Origin of the sequence: Duganella vulcania (assembly GCF_009857655.1) — a bacterium.
Taxonomy (GTDB): Bacteria; Pseudomonadota; Gammaproteobacteria; order Burkholderiales; family Burkholderiaceae_D; genus Rugamonas; species Rugamonas vulcania.
The window spans coordinates 179,009-194,598 of sequence record NZ_WWCX01000001.1 but is presented as its reverse complement, the minus strand read 5'-3'; the positions used below and the strand labels follow the sequence as shown (position 1 = coordinate 194,598).

General features: G+C 57.9%; 24 protein-coding genes. 8 read left to right on the top strand and 16 right to left on the bottom strand.

Going from position 1 to position 15,590, the window contains the following annotated elements:
* Positions 1-6 precede the first annotated feature (6 nt).
* Together GTP90_RS00965 and GTP90_RS00960 are read left to right on the top strand one after the other, a co-directional pair.
* Positions 7-456 (top strand): hypothetical protein, encoded by a 450-nt coding sequence (locus GTP90_RS00965; RefSeq protein ID WP_161081696.1) that lies wholly within the window; start codon positions 7-9, stop codon positions 454-456.
* A complete protein-coding gene (locus GTP90_RS00960) occupies positions 450-866 on the top strand; it encodes a hypothetical protein (RefSeq protein ID WP_161081695.1) in 417 nt (138 codons plus the stop codon). Before GTP90_RS00965 ends, GTP90_RS00960 begins: the two co-directional genes overlap by 7 nt.
* A 280-nt stretch (positions 867-1,146) precedes the next feature.
* Here the strand turns inward: GTP90_RS00960 and GTP90_RS00955 are convergent, their stop codons facing one another.
* The gene (locus tag GTP90_RS00955; RefSeq protein ID WP_161081694.1) at positions 1,147-2,337 is read right to left on the bottom strand and encodes a DUF3466 family protein; all 1,191 of its coding nucleotides are present in this window, start codon (positions 2,335-2,337) and stop codon (positions 1,147-1,149) included.
* A 578-nt stretch (positions 2,338-2,915) separates the two neighbouring features.
* On the opposite strand from GTP90_RS00955, the gene GTP90_RS00950 reads away from it, so the two are divergent.
* The 4 genes from GTP90_RS00950 (at position 2,916) to GTP90_RS00935 (ending at position 6,524) form a co-directional block, all read left to right on the top strand.
* Positions 2,916-3,578 carry a hypothetical protein gene (locus GTP90_RS00950; protein ID WP_161081693.1) on the top strand — a complete coding sequence of 221 codons (663 nt, stop codon included), beginning with the start codon at positions 2,916-2,918 and terminating at the stop codon, positions 3,576-3,578.
* Positions 3,579-3,702: 124 nt separating this feature from the next.
* Positions 3,703-4,530 (top strand): S1/P1 nuclease, encoded by an 828-nt coding sequence (locus GTP90_RS00945; RefSeq protein ID WP_161081692.1) that lies wholly within the window; start codon positions 3,703-3,705, stop codon positions 4,528-4,530.
* 519 nt (positions 4,531-5,049) lie between these two features.
* The gene (locus tag GTP90_RS00940; protein WP_161081691.1) at positions 5,050-5,970 is read left to right on the top strand and encodes a hypothetical protein; all 921 of its coding nucleotides are present in this window, start codon (positions 5,050-5,052) and stop codon (positions 5,968-5,970) included.
* A gap of 74 nt (positions 5,971-6,044) precedes the next feature.
* Positions 6,045-6,524, top strand: coding sequence for a hypothetical protein (locus GTP90_RS00935; protein WP_161081690.1), 480 nt, complete (start codon positions 6,045-6,047; stop codon positions 6,522-6,524).
* A 257-nt stretch (positions 6,525-6,781) separates the two neighbouring features.
* Here GTP90_RS00935 and GTP90_RS00930 read toward each other — a convergent pair whose 3' ends face one another.
* From GTP90_RS00930 to GTP90_RS00915, 5 genes are all read right to left on the bottom strand, one after another.
* Positions 6,782-7,627, bottom strand: a complete 846-nt coding sequence (locus GTP90_RS00930) for a hypothetical protein (RefSeq protein ID WP_161081689.1) — start codon at positions 7,625-7,627, stop codon at positions 6,782-6,784.
* Between the two features lie 18 nt (positions 7,628-7,645).
* On the bottom strand, positions 7,646-8,077 hold the full coding sequence (locus tag GTP90_RS00925; protein WP_161081688.1) for a hypothetical protein: 432 nt from the start codon (positions 8,075-8,077) through the stop codon (positions 7,646-7,648).
* 64 nt (positions 8,078-8,141) lie between these two features.
* On the bottom strand, positions 8,142-8,378 hold the full coding sequence (locus GTP90_RS36575) for a hypothetical protein (protein WP_217431921.1): 237 nt from the start codon (positions 8,376-8,378) through the stop codon (positions 8,142-8,144).
* Between the two features lie 22 nt (positions 8,379-8,400).
* Positions 8,401-8,913 (bottom strand): hypothetical protein, encoded by a 513-nt coding sequence (locus GTP90_RS00920; protein WP_161081687.1) that lies wholly within the window; start codon positions 8,911-8,913, stop codon positions 8,401-8,403.
* 69 nt (positions 8,914-8,982) lie between these two features.
* A complete protein-coding gene (locus GTP90_RS00915) occupies positions 8,983-9,132 on the bottom strand; it encodes a hypothetical protein (RefSeq protein WP_161081686.1) in 150 nt (49 codons plus the stop codon).
* Positions 9,133-9,524: 392 nt separating this feature from the next.
* On the opposite strand from GTP90_RS00915, the gene istA reads away from it, so the two are divergent.
* Positions 9,525-11,048 (top strand): IS21 family transposase, encoded by a 1,524-nt coding sequence (gene istA / locus GTP90_RS00910; RefSeq protein ID WP_161081685.1) that lies wholly within the window; start codon positions 9,525-9,527, stop codon positions 11,046-11,048.
* An 11-nt stretch (positions 11,049-11,059) separates the two neighbouring features.
* Entirely contained in the window at positions 11,060-11,827 is a 768-nt protein-coding gene (gene istB / locus GTP90_RS00905) for an IS21-like element helper ATPase IstB (protein WP_161081684.1), read from the top strand.
* A 70-nt stretch (positions 11,828-11,897) separates the two neighbouring features.
* Here istB and GTP90_RS00900 read toward each other — a convergent pair whose 3' ends face one another.
* The 10 genes from GTP90_RS00900 to GTP90_RS00860 all read right to left on the bottom strand — a co-directional run bounded on the left by GTP90_RS00900 (position 11,898) and on the right by GTP90_RS00860 (position 15,478).
* On the bottom strand, positions 11,898-12,239 hold the full coding sequence (locus tag GTP90_RS00900) for a hypothetical protein (protein WP_161081683.1): 342 nt from the start codon (positions 12,237-12,239) through the stop codon (positions 11,898-11,900).
* 13 nt (positions 12,240-12,252) lie between these two features.
* Positions 12,253-12,456 (bottom strand): hypothetical protein, encoded by a 204-nt coding sequence (locus GTP90_RS00895; protein ID WP_161081682.1) that lies wholly within the window; start codon positions 12,454-12,456, stop codon positions 12,253-12,255.
* A 93-nt stretch (positions 12,457-12,549) separates the two neighbouring features.
* Positions 12,550-12,861 (bottom strand): hypothetical protein, encoded by a 312-nt coding sequence (locus GTP90_RS00890; protein WP_161081681.1) that lies wholly within the window; start codon positions 12,859-12,861, stop codon positions 12,550-12,552.
* A gap of 72 nt (positions 12,862-12,933) precedes the next feature.
* Entirely contained in the window at positions 12,934-13,152 is a 219-nt protein-coding gene (locus GTP90_RS37770) for a Thoeris anti-defense Tad2 family protein (RefSeq protein WP_503826767.1), read from the bottom strand.
* Between the two features lie 17 nt (positions 13,153-13,169).
* Entirely contained in the window at positions 13,170-13,334 is a 165-nt protein-coding gene (locus tag GTP90_RS00885; protein ID WP_161081680.1) for a hypothetical protein, read from the bottom strand.
* A 218-nt stretch (positions 13,335-13,552) separates the two neighbouring features.
* Positions 13,553-13,729, bottom strand: coding sequence for a hypothetical protein (locus tag GTP90_RS00880; protein ID WP_161081679.1), 177 nt, complete (start codon positions 13,727-13,729; stop codon positions 13,553-13,555).
* 115 nt (positions 13,730-13,844) lie between these two features.
* On the bottom strand, positions 13,845-14,321 hold the full coding sequence (locus GTP90_RS00875) for a hypothetical protein (RefSeq protein ID WP_161081678.1): 477 nt from the start codon (positions 14,319-14,321) through the stop codon (positions 13,845-13,847).
* A gap of 16 nt (positions 14,322-14,337) precedes the next feature.
* Positions 14,338-14,607 carry a hypothetical protein gene (locus GTP90_RS00870; protein WP_161081677.1) on the bottom strand — a complete coding sequence of 90 codons (270 nt, stop codon included), beginning with the start codon at positions 14,605-14,607 and terminating at the stop codon, positions 14,338-14,340.
* A 398-nt stretch (positions 14,608-15,005) separates the two neighbouring features.
* Positions 15,006-15,197, bottom strand: coding sequence for a hypothetical protein (locus GTP90_RS00865; RefSeq protein WP_161081676.1), 192 nt, complete (start codon positions 15,195-15,197; stop codon positions 15,006-15,008).
* A 23-nt stretch (positions 15,198-15,220) separates the two neighbouring features.
* A complete protein-coding gene (locus GTP90_RS00860) occupies positions 15,221-15,478 on the bottom strand; it encodes a hypothetical protein (RefSeq protein WP_161081675.1) in 258 nt (85 codons plus the stop codon).
* Positions 15,479-15,590: the final 112 nt, after the last annotated feature.

Below are 15,590 nucleotides of genomic sequence, written 5' to 3'. Positions count from 1 at the left end.
CAGAGCATGAATACGTTCTTTGTGAGTGGGCGGACCGGGGCGGGCAAGTCCCGGCTCTTGGAGATGCTCATCGAAACCAGCGATCTGATGCTGGTCGACCCGCTGGCGAGTCCACCTTACCCGTGGGTTGAGCCAGACCATGCGCGTTATCGTGGGGTCGTCGTCGACCACGCATACAAGTTGGCTACTCCGAAGGAAACCATCGAGGAAATCGTCGCTTGGTGTAAGCAACACGACCTTCCACTATGGGGGGGAGAGCAGCGCATCGAGGCTCTTCTGGTGGCCGGTATCGTGCTGCCTAAGGATTTCGTGGAGCTAAATCTGCTATTCCCGGGGGAGTGCTCGCGCATCGAGCAAAATGCCAAGTGTCGCAGCATCATTCTGGACGACGCGATCGAACTCGCGCAGCTGGCCATGACGCTGTGTGGGAAACAACAAGGGTTGAGACTATGTTGATGCGCAAGAGCTTACGATCGGCCGCGATGGTCCTGGCGCTGGGCGTCGCCGGTATCGCTGCGGCGGGCGCCGGGAACACACCACCTGTACGGCACGTGTTTGTATGTCGATCGCCTTTGCTTGCATTCGACTTTTGGAAGTCCTTGCAGGAGACCAGGGCAAAGGGCATCGAGGTGACGACCGAAGTCGCCATCCAGATTTGCGCCGCGATGCGCGCTGGCCACGACCCGCAATGTCGCCGTGTTGAGGTCGCGGAACTGAGGCCAATCGCTGCTGGCTGGGGTGGTGCCTTGGCGCTCGCTAATGGGATGACCAAAATTTGGTTCCAAAACCCCGACGGGGGCGGTTGGGTGACACCGGAATACTTCGTCATGCTGTCCAATCAGAACGCGCCGGCATCGACCAAGTAATTGTCCGCAAGTGCAGACCGTCGTCGACGCGAGGCGCACCAAACTGGCCTTCTTCTTGCAAAGCACAACGTTTAGGTGCCAGCGTGAACGACGCGGCGTACACCTGGGCGTTGAGGACGCCTAACATGTTGTTGCTTCGCGCTCCGGCTGGCGTTGGGCCCATTTTACCCTCTGGAATCTGCAAGGAATTGCCTCTGTTTGAGTGAAACCTTGCAGATCCCAGTGGCGCCTTTTTTGGTCGGTTCGCCCTGCATTTAATGAAGCGCCCCGGGCAGGCTAGTTACAGTGCAGTCTTGCCGGCGACGCTCGTGTTGGACGGAATCAGCAAGAACGCGTGGCGGGCGCTGTTCGATACGTCGTTGGGATTGTCCCCGACACTTGCGTAACCGGTGATCCAGCCGTTGTCGTTAATGCCCAGCGCCTGGCGCAGAACGATCCGTTTGTTGGCAACATCGTTGCTCAGGAAGCTGTTCAGGTCGACAGCAACACCGGCCGGCGACCACATGATCGCGCGAGTTCCATAGGTATCGGAAGGAAATGCCAGCGTGCCACCCTCGCCGACCATCACGCCCGAGTTGTTGATGGCGTAGACCGCGCTGCGCCATCCTTCCAGGAAGGTGTTGGCTGCGGCCAGATCGATGCATTTGCCGCCGCTCCACATCACGGGGTGTCCTTCCCAGTTGAAGTTGTTCCAGCCCACTGCAGTGCCAGCGGCATTGATCGCCCAGGCCTGGCCATTGTTGGAACCACACAGTTGCGAGAGGTTCACGACGGTGTTATCAGGATTCCACATGGTGGCTTGCCGTTGTTTTGTCCCCACCACTTGACCTGCGTTGTTGATGGAATAGGCTTCGGTGAACGCGCCGGTAGCGAGGATCTTGGATGTCACGGCGCCCGTTGTCGCACTGACATTCCACAGCATGGCGCTGTACTGGAGGTTGCCTGTGGCATCAGTGGTGCCGAGACCGACGTGACCGACGACGGTGCCCAGGTCATTGACGCTGTAAGCGATGGAGTCGCCGGACTGGGATTCCAGGATCACGGCTTGCTTTCCCGTCCAACGCACAGCGTTGTAGAAACGGGGAGCGTCAAAACTTTCAGCCGCCGTGAACGCGCCGACTGATTGGTCAGCGTTGTTGAGCCCTGTCACGTAGCTGTGCTTGACGTCTGCCAGCGATGGCAGGGCGCCGTTGTTATCCCAGCGCACGCCGTTCGAGTAGGTGTCGAGCTTGGTGGAGTCGAGTTCACTCGAGTAGTGGGTTAGGGTCCAGCCGCCGTCGACACTGCTGGTGCCAACCACTTTGCCGGCATTGTTGATCGCAACGCCGATGCTGTTGCTGCCCGCGCTGCCATCAACCGTACCGAGGTCGATGAAAATATAGCTGGGCGCGGCAGCTTGAGCTTGGCTTGCCCCGGCCACCATCGCAGCTGCGATGGCGGTTGCTCGAACGACCGATTTAATTGCGCGCATGTATTGCTCCTAAAAGGTTAAATAGTGGAAGTTGTCGCTGTTTGCATTTGTGTCAGCGTCCGTCAAGAAACCGCGCTCCGTTCTGATCTGAGCAAGGGATGGCCCTTGCGTGCTTTGTTGAACGCAGGTTCCTGCGCTGTCGCTCAACGAGGCATGGACCCTATGTCGCTTGAAATTGCATTGAACCGCTGCACGATGGTTATTAAATAACAATAGCCGGTAGTTTTAATGTTGTAACGTTGCCGTTTCGGTAACTTCACAGAGCGTGGCTGAATATAACCGTGCTCTATCTGGGCGCGATATTGGCCGGCCGGGAGTGATTCTTTGCAGCCTATCCATGGCAAATCAGGGCGCAGTGCCGCATTCCGAGAAGCCCTTAGTACCCGCTTGCCACAATTTGAATCGCGCACCTCGCCTCTGTAATCTCCAAGGCATAGTGTCCCGGCTCGTCGTGCGTTGCACCGCTTGTGCTCTGGTATTGGTGCCCTGGTAACTGCTGCGACTTGGGACCGCGTACATCACCAGCGTTCGGTGGTGCTGGCCAGATTTAATTGGTAATTCCTACGGAGCGCTTGCTGATGCATACCGCAAAACCAAACCGTATCACCCTAACCGGTGCCGACGAAAAGACCTCCATCGCCGACCTGGTGGCGTTGTGCAAATACTATCCAGAGCTGGAAGTCGGCCTTCTCTACACGGCAAAGCCTGAAGGGCGTCATCGCTATCCGTCGCTGGAATGGCTTCATGCTGCCGCAAGTGCCTTGACCGGGCGCTGCGCGATCCACATCTGCGGTGGCGTGGCCCGCGCATCGCTACGCGGCGGGCTGCTGACGCATGTGACGCGCCATGCGCCGCGCGTCCAGATCAATGGTCTGGTCACTGCGCCGGAGCTCGAGCTGCTGGCCCGTTGCGCGCAAACAGTCATCACACAACACTGCGAGATCAACATGGCGTTGGTTCATGTTCCGATCGCCAATCACCAGTTGTTGGTCGACGGTTCTGCCGGTCGTGGTATCTCGCCAGCCGTCTGGGGCAAACCCGCTACGCGGAAGGAGGTGGGCTTTGCCGGCGGCCTGGGCCCCGCCAACATCGTCGACGAGGTTAGCCGCATTGCGCAGGTCGCCCACGGTGCTTGGTGGATCGATATGGAAGCCAAGCTTCGGGTGGACGACTGGTTCAGCATCGACGCCGCGCGGGAAGTCCTGGTTGCCCTTCTGGGCCCGCTGCCTGTCGCGGCGTGATTCGCCTTTTTACCAGCAATGCGCATTGTGAGTTGACCTAAACGTGCACGAGGCACGGTTGACCGTCGAAGGCACTCGCCCGGAAAATTTACCGCAAGGATCAACGTTACTTAGGAGCTGCAACATGAAACAATATTCGATGAAGTTCGTTCTCAATTGCCTGATGTCGGCAAGCCTTTTACTGGCGTCGGTCTCCGCCCACGCCTGGGGCTATCAGGGCCACCGCATCGCTGCGGATGTGGCCTCTGGGCTCCTGACCCAGCAGGCCCGCATACGCGCTGGTGAGCTGCTGATGGGCGGCTCGCTGGCGGACGTTGCCAGCTACATGGACGATGAGCGGCGCAACCTCAAGCGTCAGATACCAGGCTCGGACAAGTGGCACTACGACAATATCCCTGTCTGCGGGAATGCGTCGGTCGCGGCGGTATGCCATGGCGGCGACTGCGCCAGCGCTCGGATCGACTACTTCAGCGAGATATTGGCTGACCGCACGACCGACAAGGCCACGCGCGTGTTCGCGCTAAAAGCCCTGGTGCACCTGATCGGCGATATCCATCAACCGCTTCACGCCGCGGACGATGGGGACCATGGGGGCAACGATGTCTCCATCGGGAGCCGGAATCTGCATAGCGAGTGGGACTCCGGCTTGGTCAAAAAGCTCGTTCGTTACCAGTCCGCTGATGACTACGCTTTGACGCTGCTCGACAGGTATCATACCCAGATCCAAAATGCCCAAAGCGGCAATGCTACGGCGTGGGCCATGGAATCGCATGATCTGGCGCAGCGGGTAGCCTACGGTAACTTGCCCGGTTTCGCCTGCGGTCAGGGGCCCATGTCCGTCGCCAGGTTGCCGGCCTCGTATTACGACCAGGCGCTACCGGTCGTGGAATTGCAGCTGGTCCGAGCCGGGGCTCGGATGGCCATGGTGCTGAACCATGCGCTAGCCAAATAGCATGCTGTAACGGCTAGCCTGGGCCGATCGTGGCGGCGATATCCCCGCCACGAAGATCGATTGCCCAGTTGGGCACAATCAGGTAGGATTCTCCGTACTTTCTGTGCCATTGCGGCGCGAGTGGGTGAGCTTAGCCCGGCCTTAGCCAACCAAGCCTGTTCAATGTTTCCTGTCTCAACTCTCTAACGCGGGCACCAAGGTTTTTTTGCTGCCCTTGGCTCCGTTCTCTGTCGCCGGCTTGGGTTCCAAGTCGGTTTTCTCCTGTTGGTCTGTACTGCTTGCCTTGGAAGCGCATGGCTTTTTCCGCATGCTGCTCACCAGACCGCATGTTCAGTCGGCATAGATCCATTTCGCTGTACCTCGATGCTGCTGTTTGTCGACTCGAATTCATTCGTATTGACAGATTGCGGCTATTTCCTTGTCGTCGGTCCTCCCATGGCCAATGACACTCAACCCGCGCGGGATCCTCTTTCCCGATTGGGGAAGTCCTGCGCTTTCTCTCTCGATAGGAGTATGCAAATGTCTAACAATTACTACGATGCCGTCGGCGTTGTGACGTTCGTCAAGGCGACGCCTGTAGTGCAAGCACTCTTTGGCGATTTCATCCTGGAAGGCTCCACGCCAAGCGATACGCAGTTTGAGATCGCCACCCTGGCCGAGATGGTCAACCCTCAGTGGGACGATATCCATGAGCGCCTGCGGGAACTGAGCAAGACTTTGTCGCTGCAACTGCCTGACGATGCGCAAGATACGATTGAGGAGCAGCTCTTTTGCCTGGGCAGCCATTTTGGTCAGGACGATAACGCTGACTTGCTCAATTTGATTGACAACTACGCGTTCGATAATGACGCCGATCTGGAAGTCCTCTACACCCTGGCCCGCTATTTCGATGACGGGCATGGCATCAAGTCGGTGCATATGGAAGGAGCCAGACACGGGGACCGTCCGGTCGCTGGTACATTTGGCGGCGCCATGGTGTATTACGGCGCCCACTTCTGGCTCGACGTTGATACGGGCGCAGCAGTCGCAATGGCCGCCAATATCGACGAGCTGTTGGCTGCTGGTGATATTTCCAGCGCTGGTGCACGTCTGCAGCAAGCCGTCGAGAGGTTGATCGCCGGTGTTGCCGTCGACAGTGTTCGAGATGAGTTGCGCGTGCAGCTGGGGAAAGCCTTATTGGCCCAGCACGGCGGTGCGGCCGCAACCAAATCGTTCGCCGTCAATGGTCGCATACCCGGCTCGGACGAAGATACCTGTCATGTCATCGACGCTGTTGATGCTACGGCTGCTGTGGCCGCGTTTGAGGCCGAGATGTATTGCCACATTGAGGATGTGGCGGCACGTGAAGCCGATCGCGAAGCGGCCATAAAAAGGCATGGTTCGGCGGTCTATATCACGAGTGTTTGCTACGCTGACGTTGGCGACATCATCACCGTCTGATCGTTTCAACTCGCAAAGGGAGTCCATCAAACCGGTGGATTGCCTTTTGCTTTCTTTCAAACTTGGGAGGCAATATGAAATGCAACAACAATGCAGCGTTACTGGACCTGGTCGGTGTTCTGCTTCGCGCGGACCGCGAAGAGGCCCTGTCGGACGTGCTTCACAACGAGGGTATCGGCGACGCCTATGCGCAAGCCATGGTCGAGGCGCTGAAAGCGCTCGGACGCGATGGTGTAGCGGTGATCGCGCATCGCTACGAGACCGCCGTGCCTGCCGAGCTGCAGGCGATGTTGGCTGAAGACGATGGGAAGTCCGCTGCGGCGCCGGCTGCTCCACCTTCGCTGGAGGACGACGCTTTCGCTGCGCTGGAGCTGTTACTGGAAGATGTCGACGCCATCGCTTGCGGTGTGAACTGCTATGGCATGCCGGTCGAAAGCGAGGAGCACCCGTTCCATGTGAGCGTACTGCAGGCACGCGACGTCCTCAGCCGGCGTCGCAATCTCGGCGAGGCTGCAAAATTGCCGAATCAGGAGGCGAAGGTCTCTGCCAGCTGACGTTGCAGTTGTTGTACAACGAACCATTGTTCATCACCCGGCGCTTGTACAGGCCGGGTTTTTTTATGGGCGGGCGCCTTGAAGCACGTCTTCGGCCGGGTAGGTAGTAGGGCGCTGGTGCGCATCCGTGTGTCGCCGGCGGCGCGGTGATTTGACTCTCCGAAATAAATGCGACGGTTTGAAAAAAGATGCGATGCTGAAAGCTCGACGTAAAAAAGCCGGCTGTGCCGGCTTATGTGAAACGGGCATCTTCCGATCTACCGCGATTGCGGCTTCAGTTGAACAATGGTTGGATCTGAGGCGGCCAGCCTCGCGATCTCATTTTGCTGCGCACGCCAGATACGAAATTGGTTAAAGTGATCGGGCGTGGCGGTAAAACTGGGCCGCATATCCGACTGCAGTTCTTCAAGACACTCAGCGAATCGTGTCCTCAAGGCGTGCAGGTTCTTCGCAGAGGGATTCATCTCATATACCCGAATTTCGCTGGAAATATTTCCTTCGTAGATTGGAATGTAGCCTTGCTTGTCGCCCGATAGTGGTTTGTACCAAGCGCGTCCCTCACGTCCGATAAACGCTTCCATGTCACGCGCTATCTCAAGTACCTTGATATCGCCGGCAATGCCCAGATAGCCCGCCGCGATAGCATCCAGTTGTGCCTGGCGCTTTCTCGCCAACTCGGCCTTCTGATCTTCTTCGTATTGCTTAGCCAGTTGAGCGGCTCGGCCGATATCGTCTCCCAAGCGGTCAAAGGCATTCGCTGCGGCCTTGATCGCGGCGACCTGTTCGGCGTCGAGCACCTTTTCGAACTCAGTCATCGCTGCGCGGAGATTCGTCGACGTGCGGCGAACTACTGCTTTCTTGTTCTTTAGTTTTTGTTCTCCGCCCGACCAAAACAGTTTGAACCTCTTGAAGATCAATTCGTCCCGACGAAGCGGGGCATTGTCAGCGCACGCCTCCCTCATGAAGGACCAGGATTCCTCCCGTTCGTGTCCTTTTCCGCAGTCGAACTTGTGCCAAAACGCGCTGCCAGTGAAGTGGCGGCAGTTCTCGCAATTGATACGCACTGGTTTGGGTAACGGTTCTGGCTTCGACTTCTTCGACATGCTCGGGTTTCCGATTTTCTAGACGTGATTGACGGTCCATACCGATAGCATCGCTTTAAGCGGCTCAAGCACCAGATCGCGAACGGACGTGCCGACATGTTTTCCGCCGGTATCTTTGTCTTTGTAGATAGCGATTTCTTGCTTCGCGAGGGCTTCGACACTCGGCAGCAACGCCATCAGCGTAACGGCACTTTGGGAGCGCGTCTTCGCAAGCAACAATGCACGCTTCGTCTTACCCTGGCATATTGCTTTGAGTAGGCTTGACGCAGTAGCTTCAAGAAATTTTAAAACCGGAGCAGCGGTATCAAACGTACGCTCCTTCTCAAGATCCTCAGTGTGCTCGAATGCCTCACCGCTGGCACGCAGCGCCTGGATCGCGAGTACAAGAATAGCTATTTCATCCATGGCGCTCAGTCGATCGCCGTCGAAATGTTCTCGTGTAATATTCATTAAAAGTTCCCTATCCGGCTTCCGGCCGAGGCGGTGCGTCAATGACGCGATTTTCATCAATCTACTAAGTCGTCGTCACATCCGTACCGACGAGTTTCGAACAGAGCCGTTCGCGGTACAATTTTCGATTTTTTTGAGCGCGGTAAGATCCGAAAATCCATATCGCCAGAATCACAAAAGTTCCCCCTGAATACCAATCAGATGCGAACACACCGATTCCGAACAGAAAAACCGCCCCGAGCATTTCACCGATTGACGCAATTGCGTCGGTCAGATCAGCTATCTCCACACTTCTATTCATCTTCTTCTCCGTATTTTCCGATTTATTCGTTTGCGGTTACTTTGGCCACACAATGCGGGCAAAGCGAAAGGGGCCTATCGAGGTATTCGCCCAGGTCGACGAGCCGCGCGCTCTCCGATGGCTTCCGGCCTCCAGTGCAAATTGGCGCATCATATTCACCGTCATAGCCGCCGGGCATAGTCTGGGAAATATGCAATACATCATCGACAAACAGCAATGAGTAGCCATCGTCATTCTCGGAGATTGGTGACAGTAGTCGATCTTCGGTTACGAGGCCAAGCACTGGTCCTCGCATGACGTCGTCTGCGCCACTGAATTTCTTGCCGTAGGCGAGGGTCACGGCGGCCACAGAAACCACTTTGCTGGTCGCAGGAACGGCGCGAGCGAGGGCTTTGGCGTCATCGTCGTTATAAACCCGCCATGCCTCTCCATCGCTGTTAAAGAGAGGCGAGAACGAATAGCCAGTTGTGCTGCAGTGGATAAAATAGCGCACTCCAAGCAACTGATTCGCTACCTTCCCCAATGTACGACTCATAGTGCTTTTCCTTATAAACCATTTATACGGTATTTTACAGGTTCAGTTACGGCCCAAACGGCGGCCGGCTTAGTCTTGTTTGTCGCAGCTCTCGGATGGTAGCACCTCCATGTCCTGCGCCTTCATAATCACCAGGTGAGCGCGCGTTTGATCGGCGGGGCCCTGGAACATATCCACCAGTTCCAAATCGCTCATGCGCTCGGCCGACTCAATCGGCATGTAGATGTGCCAGGTGGTCAGGTGGATTTCCCAGATGACTACCCCGATAGCCTACTGAGGGCCGTACAGAATGTAGAGCTTCCATGCAATCAAGCTCCATGCTGTGTATGTGGGAAGACGAAGCCCAAAGTGGATTACTTCGCTCAAAGGTCGCCAGACTGGGTATTCCGGACGAACGTGACCAGTGATTCCGGTATCGTGACCAGTCATTCCGGCGCAACGTGACCGCCCATTCCGGGCGAACGTGACCGATTTCGAGCATCGTCCGGAATCAACGGTCACGATACCGGAATGGCTGGTCACGATACCGGAACGGCGACGTACAGCACAGTATTGGCGTTACGCATTTTGCAACCGAACGGGTACGCTTCCAGATTTTTACTGGAGACCGCGTGCCCGCACCAAGGATCAATATGCGTAAAATTAAGGACGTATTACGGCTCAAGCTCGATGCCAAACTGTCGCACCAGCAGATCGCCGACGCGCTGGGGCTGTCGAAGGGTGTCGTGACCAAGTACGCGGGCCTGGCCGCCGCCGCAGAGCTGGACTGGAGCGCTGTGCAAGGCATGGACGAGGGGACGCTGGAGCGGCGCCTGATGACCAGCTCCCAGAAGGCGCGCGATTATGTGCAACCCGACTACGGGCGCCTGCATCAGGAGCTGCGCCGCAAGGGCATGACGTTGATGCTGCTGTGGGAGGAGCACCGCACCGACTACGCGGACTGCCAAACCTATTCCTATTCGCAGTTCTGCGACAACTACCGCCGCTTCGCCAAGCAGCTCAAGCGCTCGATGCGCCAGGTGCACCGCGCCGGCGAGAAGCTGTTCATCGACTACGCCGGTCCCACCATCGCGCTCACCGACGGCGGCCGCGCCCACATCTTCGTGGCCTCGCTGGGCGCGTCGAGCTACACCTACGCCTGCGCCACGCCGCGCGAGACCATGGCCGACTGGCTCGAATCGACGGCGCGGGCGCTGAGCTTTTACGGCGGCGTGACCCAGCTCATCGTGCCCGACAATCCCAAGGCGATGATCTCGGACGCCAACCGCTACGAGCCGCGCGGCAACGATACCGTGCTCGACTTCGCGCGCCACTACGGCACCTCGATCCTGCCGGCGCGCCCCTACCATCCACAGGACAAGGCCAAGGCCGAATCGGCGGTGCAGATCGTCGAGCGGTGGATCATGGCGCGCCTGCGCCACCAGCAGTTCGGCAATGTGCACGAGGTCAACGCGGCGATGGCGCCGCTGCTGACCAGACTGAACGACAAGCCGTTCCAGAAGCTGCCTGGCAGCCGCGCCAGCACCTTTGCCGAGATCGATGCGCCGGCCCTGCAGGCACTGCCGTTGCAGCGTTATGAGATGGCCCGCTTCAGGACGGTCAAGGTACATATCGATTACCACGTCGAGGTCGAGCGCCACCGCTACAGCGTGCCACAAGCCCTGGTTGGCCAGGTGCTCGAGGCGCGCATCACGACGGCGGCGGTGGAGCTGCTGCATCGCGGCCAGCGCGTTGCCAGCCACGCCCGCAGCAGCCGCGCCGGCGGCTTCACGACCATCGGCGCGCACATGCCCGCGGCACACCGCGCCCACATGGAGTGGACGCCACAGCGCTTGATCCACTGGGGCGAGAGTGTCGGCCCGGCCAGCGCCGAGGCGGTGACGCGGCTGATGGCCGAGAACAAGCATCCCGAGCATGGCTACCGGGCCTGCCTGGGCCTGCTGTCGCTGGCCAAGCGCTACGGCAAGCCAAGGCTGGAGGCGGCCTGCATGTTGGCCTTGCAGATCGGCGCCTGCCAGTACCGCCACGTAAACGACATCCTGAAGAACAACCGCGATCAAAGCGCGCCGAGCACCACTACCGAATGGGTCAGCCCCGAGCATGCCCACCTGCGCGGCCCCGGCTACTACCAATAAGGAACGAGACCATGATGATGCATACCACCCTGGCGCAACTGCGCACGTTGAAGCTCGATGGCCTGGCGGCCGGCCTTGAAGAACAACTGGCGCAACCGGGCATGGCCGCGATGAGCTTCGAGGAGCGCGTGGCGCTGTTGATCGATCGCGAGATCCACGCGCGCAACGACCGCAAGCTGGCGAGGCTGCTCAAGAACGCGCACCTGAAATACGGCCAGGCGGCGATCGAGGACATCGATGCGCGCGCCGGTCGCGGCGTCGACCGGAGGGCGGTGATGAGCCTGGCATTGGGCGACTGGGTCGGCGCCGGCCACAGCGTGCTGATCACTGGCCCGACCGGCGCCGGCAAATCGTGGCTGGCCTGCGCGTTGGCCCAGTACGCCTGCCGGCGTGGCTACTCCGCCATCTACCAGCGCGTACCTCGCTTGCAGGAAGAGCTGCGCATTCGGCACGGCAGCGGCGCTTTCGGCAAATGGCTGCTGCAACTGGCCAAGACCGACGTGCTCGTGCTGGACGACTGGGGCATGGGTGCCATCGACGGCATGACGCGCTCGGACCTGCTGGAGATCATCGACGACCGGGCCGGCAACAAGGCCACCATCATCACCAGCCAATTGCCCGTCGAGCACTGGCATGCCTGGATCGGCGATGCCACCATCGCCGACGCCATCCTGGACCGCGTCATGCAGCGCAACCACCGTTTCACGCTGGCCGGTGATTCGCTGCGCGCCCAACGACCCAACACAGCCAATAAGGAGAAAAATATCGACCCATCGTGACCGCAGGGATTAGAATTTGACCGCGTAACGCCATCTCATGCGCAGCGGTCACGTTCCCCGGAATGACCGGTCACGTTCGCCGGAATACGCACCAGACGCCGCAACGCGTGGCGAATCCGTAGTTATCATGCTGCCAAGCTGAAGCCAACTTGTTGGATGGAAGCTCCGTCCAAATCGATTCGAGCAACGTGAGCGCGGCGATCATCCCGGCGAATGCCGTGAAGCCGACTATCACAGCCCACCAGCTATGCACCACGAGAAGTGCAACAACTAGGAGAATGACTGCTGGTATCCGCATTGCGGCGATACCATGGATTTCGCGTGGATTGAATGGCGCGGCGACATGGAACTGGCCGTTTGCATAGCCCGACTCGATGCGCGCGCCGGCGAGCTCTTTTATTCGATTGAACATAGATGCTTTCAGGTTACAGGCGCTTCGGTTCCATATGAATTTGCTCAAGGGGCGACTTGACTGCATTGCGCAGTATTCGCGCCTGGCGGCGAGCTTCCAATTCACCAGCGGCCCCAGGTACTCCAAAGCGAACCTTCTGACGGAGTAACTTTATCTGCTTGAGATCCTCTCGAGATTTCAACAGTTGATCCCGTTTTTCAGTCATTTTCTTGCTCATAGTTTTCCTCGCTGACCAGCAACGTGCTGGCCTTCTCAATTGACCAGGCCCGTCGTGCGGGCCGTCGGCGTTGCTGGGGGGGCTCCTTGGCGGTTAGGTAAGGTTGGAAGGCACGCGAATAATGCCGCGTTCATCGGCCAAGACGCCGGCGATCTGCTCGCAAGACTCTTTTACAACAACCATGCGCTGCCCCTGCGCGATTTCATCCCCTTCGCCGAATTCGGCGACGGCTGGCGTCAGCGTCACCCGACATCCTTTGGGCCATTCGTCAGAATTCTTTTCGATCGGATTCTCCATCACTGACTCGATTGCATCGGCGTCAATGAGCATCCGAACTGGCCGGAACTCAGACACAGCCGTGTGCTCAGAATCGTAAACCACATGGAACTCAATCAACTTTGCCATCATTCCCTCCGGCCTTACACGGGCTGGCAGCCGGCCAGGGCGGTGCGCCAAATGCGACGCGAAAGTTCACATTTACGTGAGAACCCAATTCGACGCCTGCAATTCAGTCGATGAGGGGTGCCAGTCTGGTGCAGCAAACTGATCGAGGCGGTAGACGTTGATACGATCCCCGTTCTTTCGCAAGAACGTCCCCGACGTCCAACTCGCACGCCGGATGGAAGCGCCTTCACCCAGGGCCTTGTACGCTGCTTTGAACTCTTCGCTGCACTTACTTTCCGCGATTACGATCATCGTGATTTGCCTTGGCGTCAGCCGTCAAATTTGCCGAGGGCGTACAGCGAGCCAATTATCGCCGCATAGAACACGACGCCGACGAACGCCGCCATCCAGTTACCGCCCATGCGACTAGCAGCTCCCTTACCAGCGAAAAGAGCCGGGATCGCCGAGGCAGTCAGGTACATTGCGATGCTCATGATCTTCCGTCAAAGATTATCGGTGTCAGGTAGTGCCACCCAGTGCGTGCACACGCGAGTGCCAAACAGCCTCGTCAATTCCACAGTTTCCCCCAATGCGAATCCACCGGAGCCGTTTGGCGACTCAGGGGCAAATCGAAACACTGCGCGCTTTGGTTTAACCTTCAGATCGTCGTAGCTGGAGATCGGCAGCCAATCATTCATCTAAATTCTCCGTCCTATTTGATCGGAGTGACGGTGACTTGAACACGATACCGAACAGGCTTGTCGCCAGGGTATTCGTTCTTGAACTCTTCCTCGTCGACACAGAAATTGTTCGACACCTCACTCAAAATTGCACGCTCGATTTCTTGGACCGAGTTACCAGCCAAGATTTCTATGGTATTGGTCTTCATTGTTTCTCCTCGCTGGGCCGGCACAATGCAGCCCTCTCATAGCACCAGGCCCGTCATGCGGGCCGTAGGTGGTGCTGTGAGCGCCGCCAGGGCGTAGGGGGATTTTTCGTCCTGTTCACTTCGTTATAGGTTGGCCAAGCGAAAGCCGGCGTGAGATCGAAAACAACACGCTGGGTTCCGCGTCTTGGTCTACCTCGTGCTGCCACTCGGCCCAACCAGCTATGTTTCCCTTCGGCCCAGGCCAAATGTTCCCGCGCGGCCTGGCGACTTCGGTAACGCGCTTCCCGTCGACGTAGAGCAGCCCCCATCGAGCCGGCAACTCGTCAGCGCCGATCTGTCCGGCCGGGCAGATGTAGAAGCGGTACAGCCCGATCCCGCCCACCTCGCGATGCGGCTTTTCCCAGTCGGCTAGGAAGTCGGCTCGGCTCACCTTGGATTCGATGGTCGCAGAACACTGCGAGCGAAAACCGATTACGTCAGCGCGCTCGCGGCACCCCAGCGCGGTCAGCTCGGTCGCCACAACGGCGAACCCGTTCCGCTTCAGCCAGGCGGCGCCAATGGTGGACAGCTCGTTATGCAGTTCGCTCGGCATGGTTTTTTCGGTTCGGTTAGGCGGCCACGGTCACAGGTTGAAACGATGGCTCCCACACCGTAACATCGGGCGACAAACAGCCCTTGCAGAAGTAGTTTGCATTGCCATCGTAGGGATGGTGGCCGGGGCCGACCAGGAAAGCTTCACCGCGCTTATATTGCGTGTAGTTGCTGTCCTTCGAGCACTGGTAGCAGGACACTTCCTCTCCCAGCGTCAAGTGGTAGGCATTGTTGCTCAGCACGTTCTGAGCGGTGACGATCATATTCAAGGCGGTACTGGTTTCCATGGCGAATTTCCGTCCTATTCGTACCGCAATTTAGGGCTGCGCGAACTTTTAATGGCATGACTTGGGACAGGCATCGCGAGTGGAACAAGCATAATTAATCCGAAAATTGCGATTGCCCCGAGAAGAGCACCAACAGCCTGGCCACCGGAAGCGACCCCCCCAATTAACGCACCAAATGTCAGACTCGAGGGCAAAGCTAAGGGCATGTCTCTCGCCATTCGCTTACTAACCAGCCGCATGATAGTTATCGTTCGACGTCCGGTGGGTTGGTTCACACGTAGCGTCCGAATGTGTTGCCGGAACGATGGATCTACCCACTTAACCAAAAACACTATGAGCAACATTAAGAACCAGAGTGGTTCAAAGAAATCTACGAAGCGACTTTTCATATCAGCACCCTATTTTCCCTCGCTGGCCGACACTGCTACAGGCAATTTCAAACTCAATGCCCTTTGCAGCGTCAACCACCGGCGACGAAAGGCTGCATACCGCGAACCTGTGGCACCTTCCATGTAGAGGCGACGAACCTCAATCATGTCCAAAAGTTCCCCCGCCGTGTGCTTCTTCGCCAACCGCTCAAAAGTCTTCACGTTCGTTTTCCTTGTTTAAGTCATCACTGCTTACTGTCCTGAGAAAGTGGTAAAACTCCAAACAGGAATAGCACCCCGACTAGTCCGGCGATTGTCGCCATCGTGGCCGGCATAGATAGGATGCCTGGCGAAATCCATTGGGCATCCTTTGCCCCCAGGCCCGTTGTTGGAATGAAGCGGGCAATACCGCCCAGCATCCAAACCCAGGTGGTGACACAAAAGGCCAAAAGCCCTAAAGCGAATAAGCGGTAGGTAATTTTCTTTAACATGGTAATTTTCATTGTATTTTGGCTTTCGCCGACATGGAGAGGGGCTGGGTCTTATTCCAGCTTCCCCCACTTGCTCATCAGGTCCGCAGCTTGGGGGACGATTGCGGGCATCCTCTGCGTTTCT

What these genes read in the sequence shown, in the direction of transcription:
- GTP90_RS00950 (WP_161081693.1), top strand. Translation starts at nt 2,916, where the DNA reads ATGCATACCGCAAAACCAAACCGTATCACCCTAACCGGTGCCGACGAA.
- GTP90_RS00870 (WP_161081677.1), bottom strand. Translation starts at nt 14,607, where the DNA reads ATGGAAACCAGTACCGCCTTGAATATGATCGTCACCGCTCAGAACGTG.
- GTP90_RS00895 (WP_161081682.1), bottom strand. Translation starts at nt 12,456, where the DNA reads ATGAGCAAGAAAATGACTGAAAAACGGGATCAACTGTTGAAATCTCGA.
- GTP90_RS00960 (WP_161081695.1), top strand. Translation starts at nt 450, where the DNA reads ATGTTGATGCGCAAGAGCTTACGATCGGCCGCGATGGTCCTGGCGCTG.
- GTP90_RS00880 (WP_161081679.1), bottom strand. Translation starts at nt 13,729, where the DNA reads ATGAAGACCAATACCATAGAAATCTTGGCTGGTAACTCGGTCCAAGAA.
- GTP90_RS37770 (WP_503826767.1), bottom strand. Translation starts at nt 13,152, where the DNA reads ATGATCGTAATCGCGGAAAGTAAGTGCAGCGAAGAGTTCAAAGCAGCG.
- GTP90_RS00900 (WP_161081683.1), bottom strand. Translation starts at nt 12,239, where the DNA reads ATGTTCAATCGAATAAAAGAGCTCGCCGGCGCGCGCATCGAGTCGGGC.
- istB (WP_161081684.1), top strand. Translation starts at nt 11,060, where the DNA reads ATGATGATGCATACCACCCTGGCGCAACTGCGCACGTTGAAGCTCGAT.
- GTP90_RS00915 (WP_161081686.1), bottom strand. Translation starts at nt 9,132, where the DNA reads ATGCCGATTGAGTCGGCCGAGCGCATGAGCGATTTGGAACTGGTGGAT.
- GTP90_RS00920 (WP_161081687.1), bottom strand. Translation starts at nt 8,913, where the DNA reads ATGAGTCGTACATTGGGGAAGGTAGCGAATCAGTTGCTTGGAGTGCGC.
- GTP90_RS00930 (WP_161081689.1), bottom strand. Translation starts at nt 7,627, where the DNA reads ATGTCGAAGAAGTCGAAGCCAGAACCGTTACCCAAACCAGTGCGTATC.
- GTP90_RS00945 (WP_161081692.1), top strand. Translation starts at nt 3,703, where the DNA reads ATGAAACAATATTCGATGAAGTTCGTTCTCAATTGCCTGATGTCGGCA.
- GTP90_RS00935 (WP_161081690.1), top strand. Translation starts at nt 6,045, where the DNA reads ATGAAATGCAACAACAATGCAGCGTTACTGGACCTGGTCGGTGTTCTG.
- GTP90_RS00965 (WP_161081696.1), top strand. Translation starts at nt 7, where the DNA reads ATGAATACGTTCTTTGTGAGTGGGCGGACCGGGGCGGGCAAGTCCCGG.
- GTP90_RS00955 (WP_161081694.1), bottom strand. Translation starts at nt 2,337, where the DNA reads ATGCGCGCAATTAAATCGGTCGTTCGAGCAACCGCCATCGCAGCTGCG.
- GTP90_RS00890 (WP_161081681.1), bottom strand. Translation starts at nt 12,861, where the DNA reads ATGGCAAAGTTGATTGAGTTCCATGTGGTTTACGATTCTGAGCACACG.
- GTP90_RS00875 (WP_161081678.1), bottom strand. Translation starts at nt 14,321, where the DNA reads ATGCCGAGCGAACTGCATAACGAGCTGTCCACCATTGGCGCCGCCTGG.
- GTP90_RS00885 (WP_161081680.1), bottom strand. Translation starts at nt 13,334, where the DNA reads ATGAGCATCGCAATGTACCTGACTGCCTCGGCGATCCCGGCTCTTTTC.
- GTP90_RS00940 (WP_161081691.1), top strand. Translation starts at nt 5,050, where the DNA reads ATGTCTAACAATTACTACGATGCCGTCGGCGTTGTGACGTTCGTCAAG.
- GTP90_RS00925 (WP_161081688.1), bottom strand. Translation starts at nt 8,077, where the DNA reads ATGAATATTACACGAGAACATTTCGACGGCGATCGACTGAGCGCCATG.
- GTP90_RS36575 (WP_217431921.1), bottom strand. Translation starts at nt 8,378, where the DNA reads ATGAATAGAAGTGTGGAGATAGCTGATCTGACCGACGCAATTGCGTCA.
- GTP90_RS00860 (WP_161081675.1), bottom strand. Translation starts at nt 15,478, where the DNA reads ATGAAAATTACCATGTTAAAGAAAATTACCTACCGCTTATTCGCTTTA.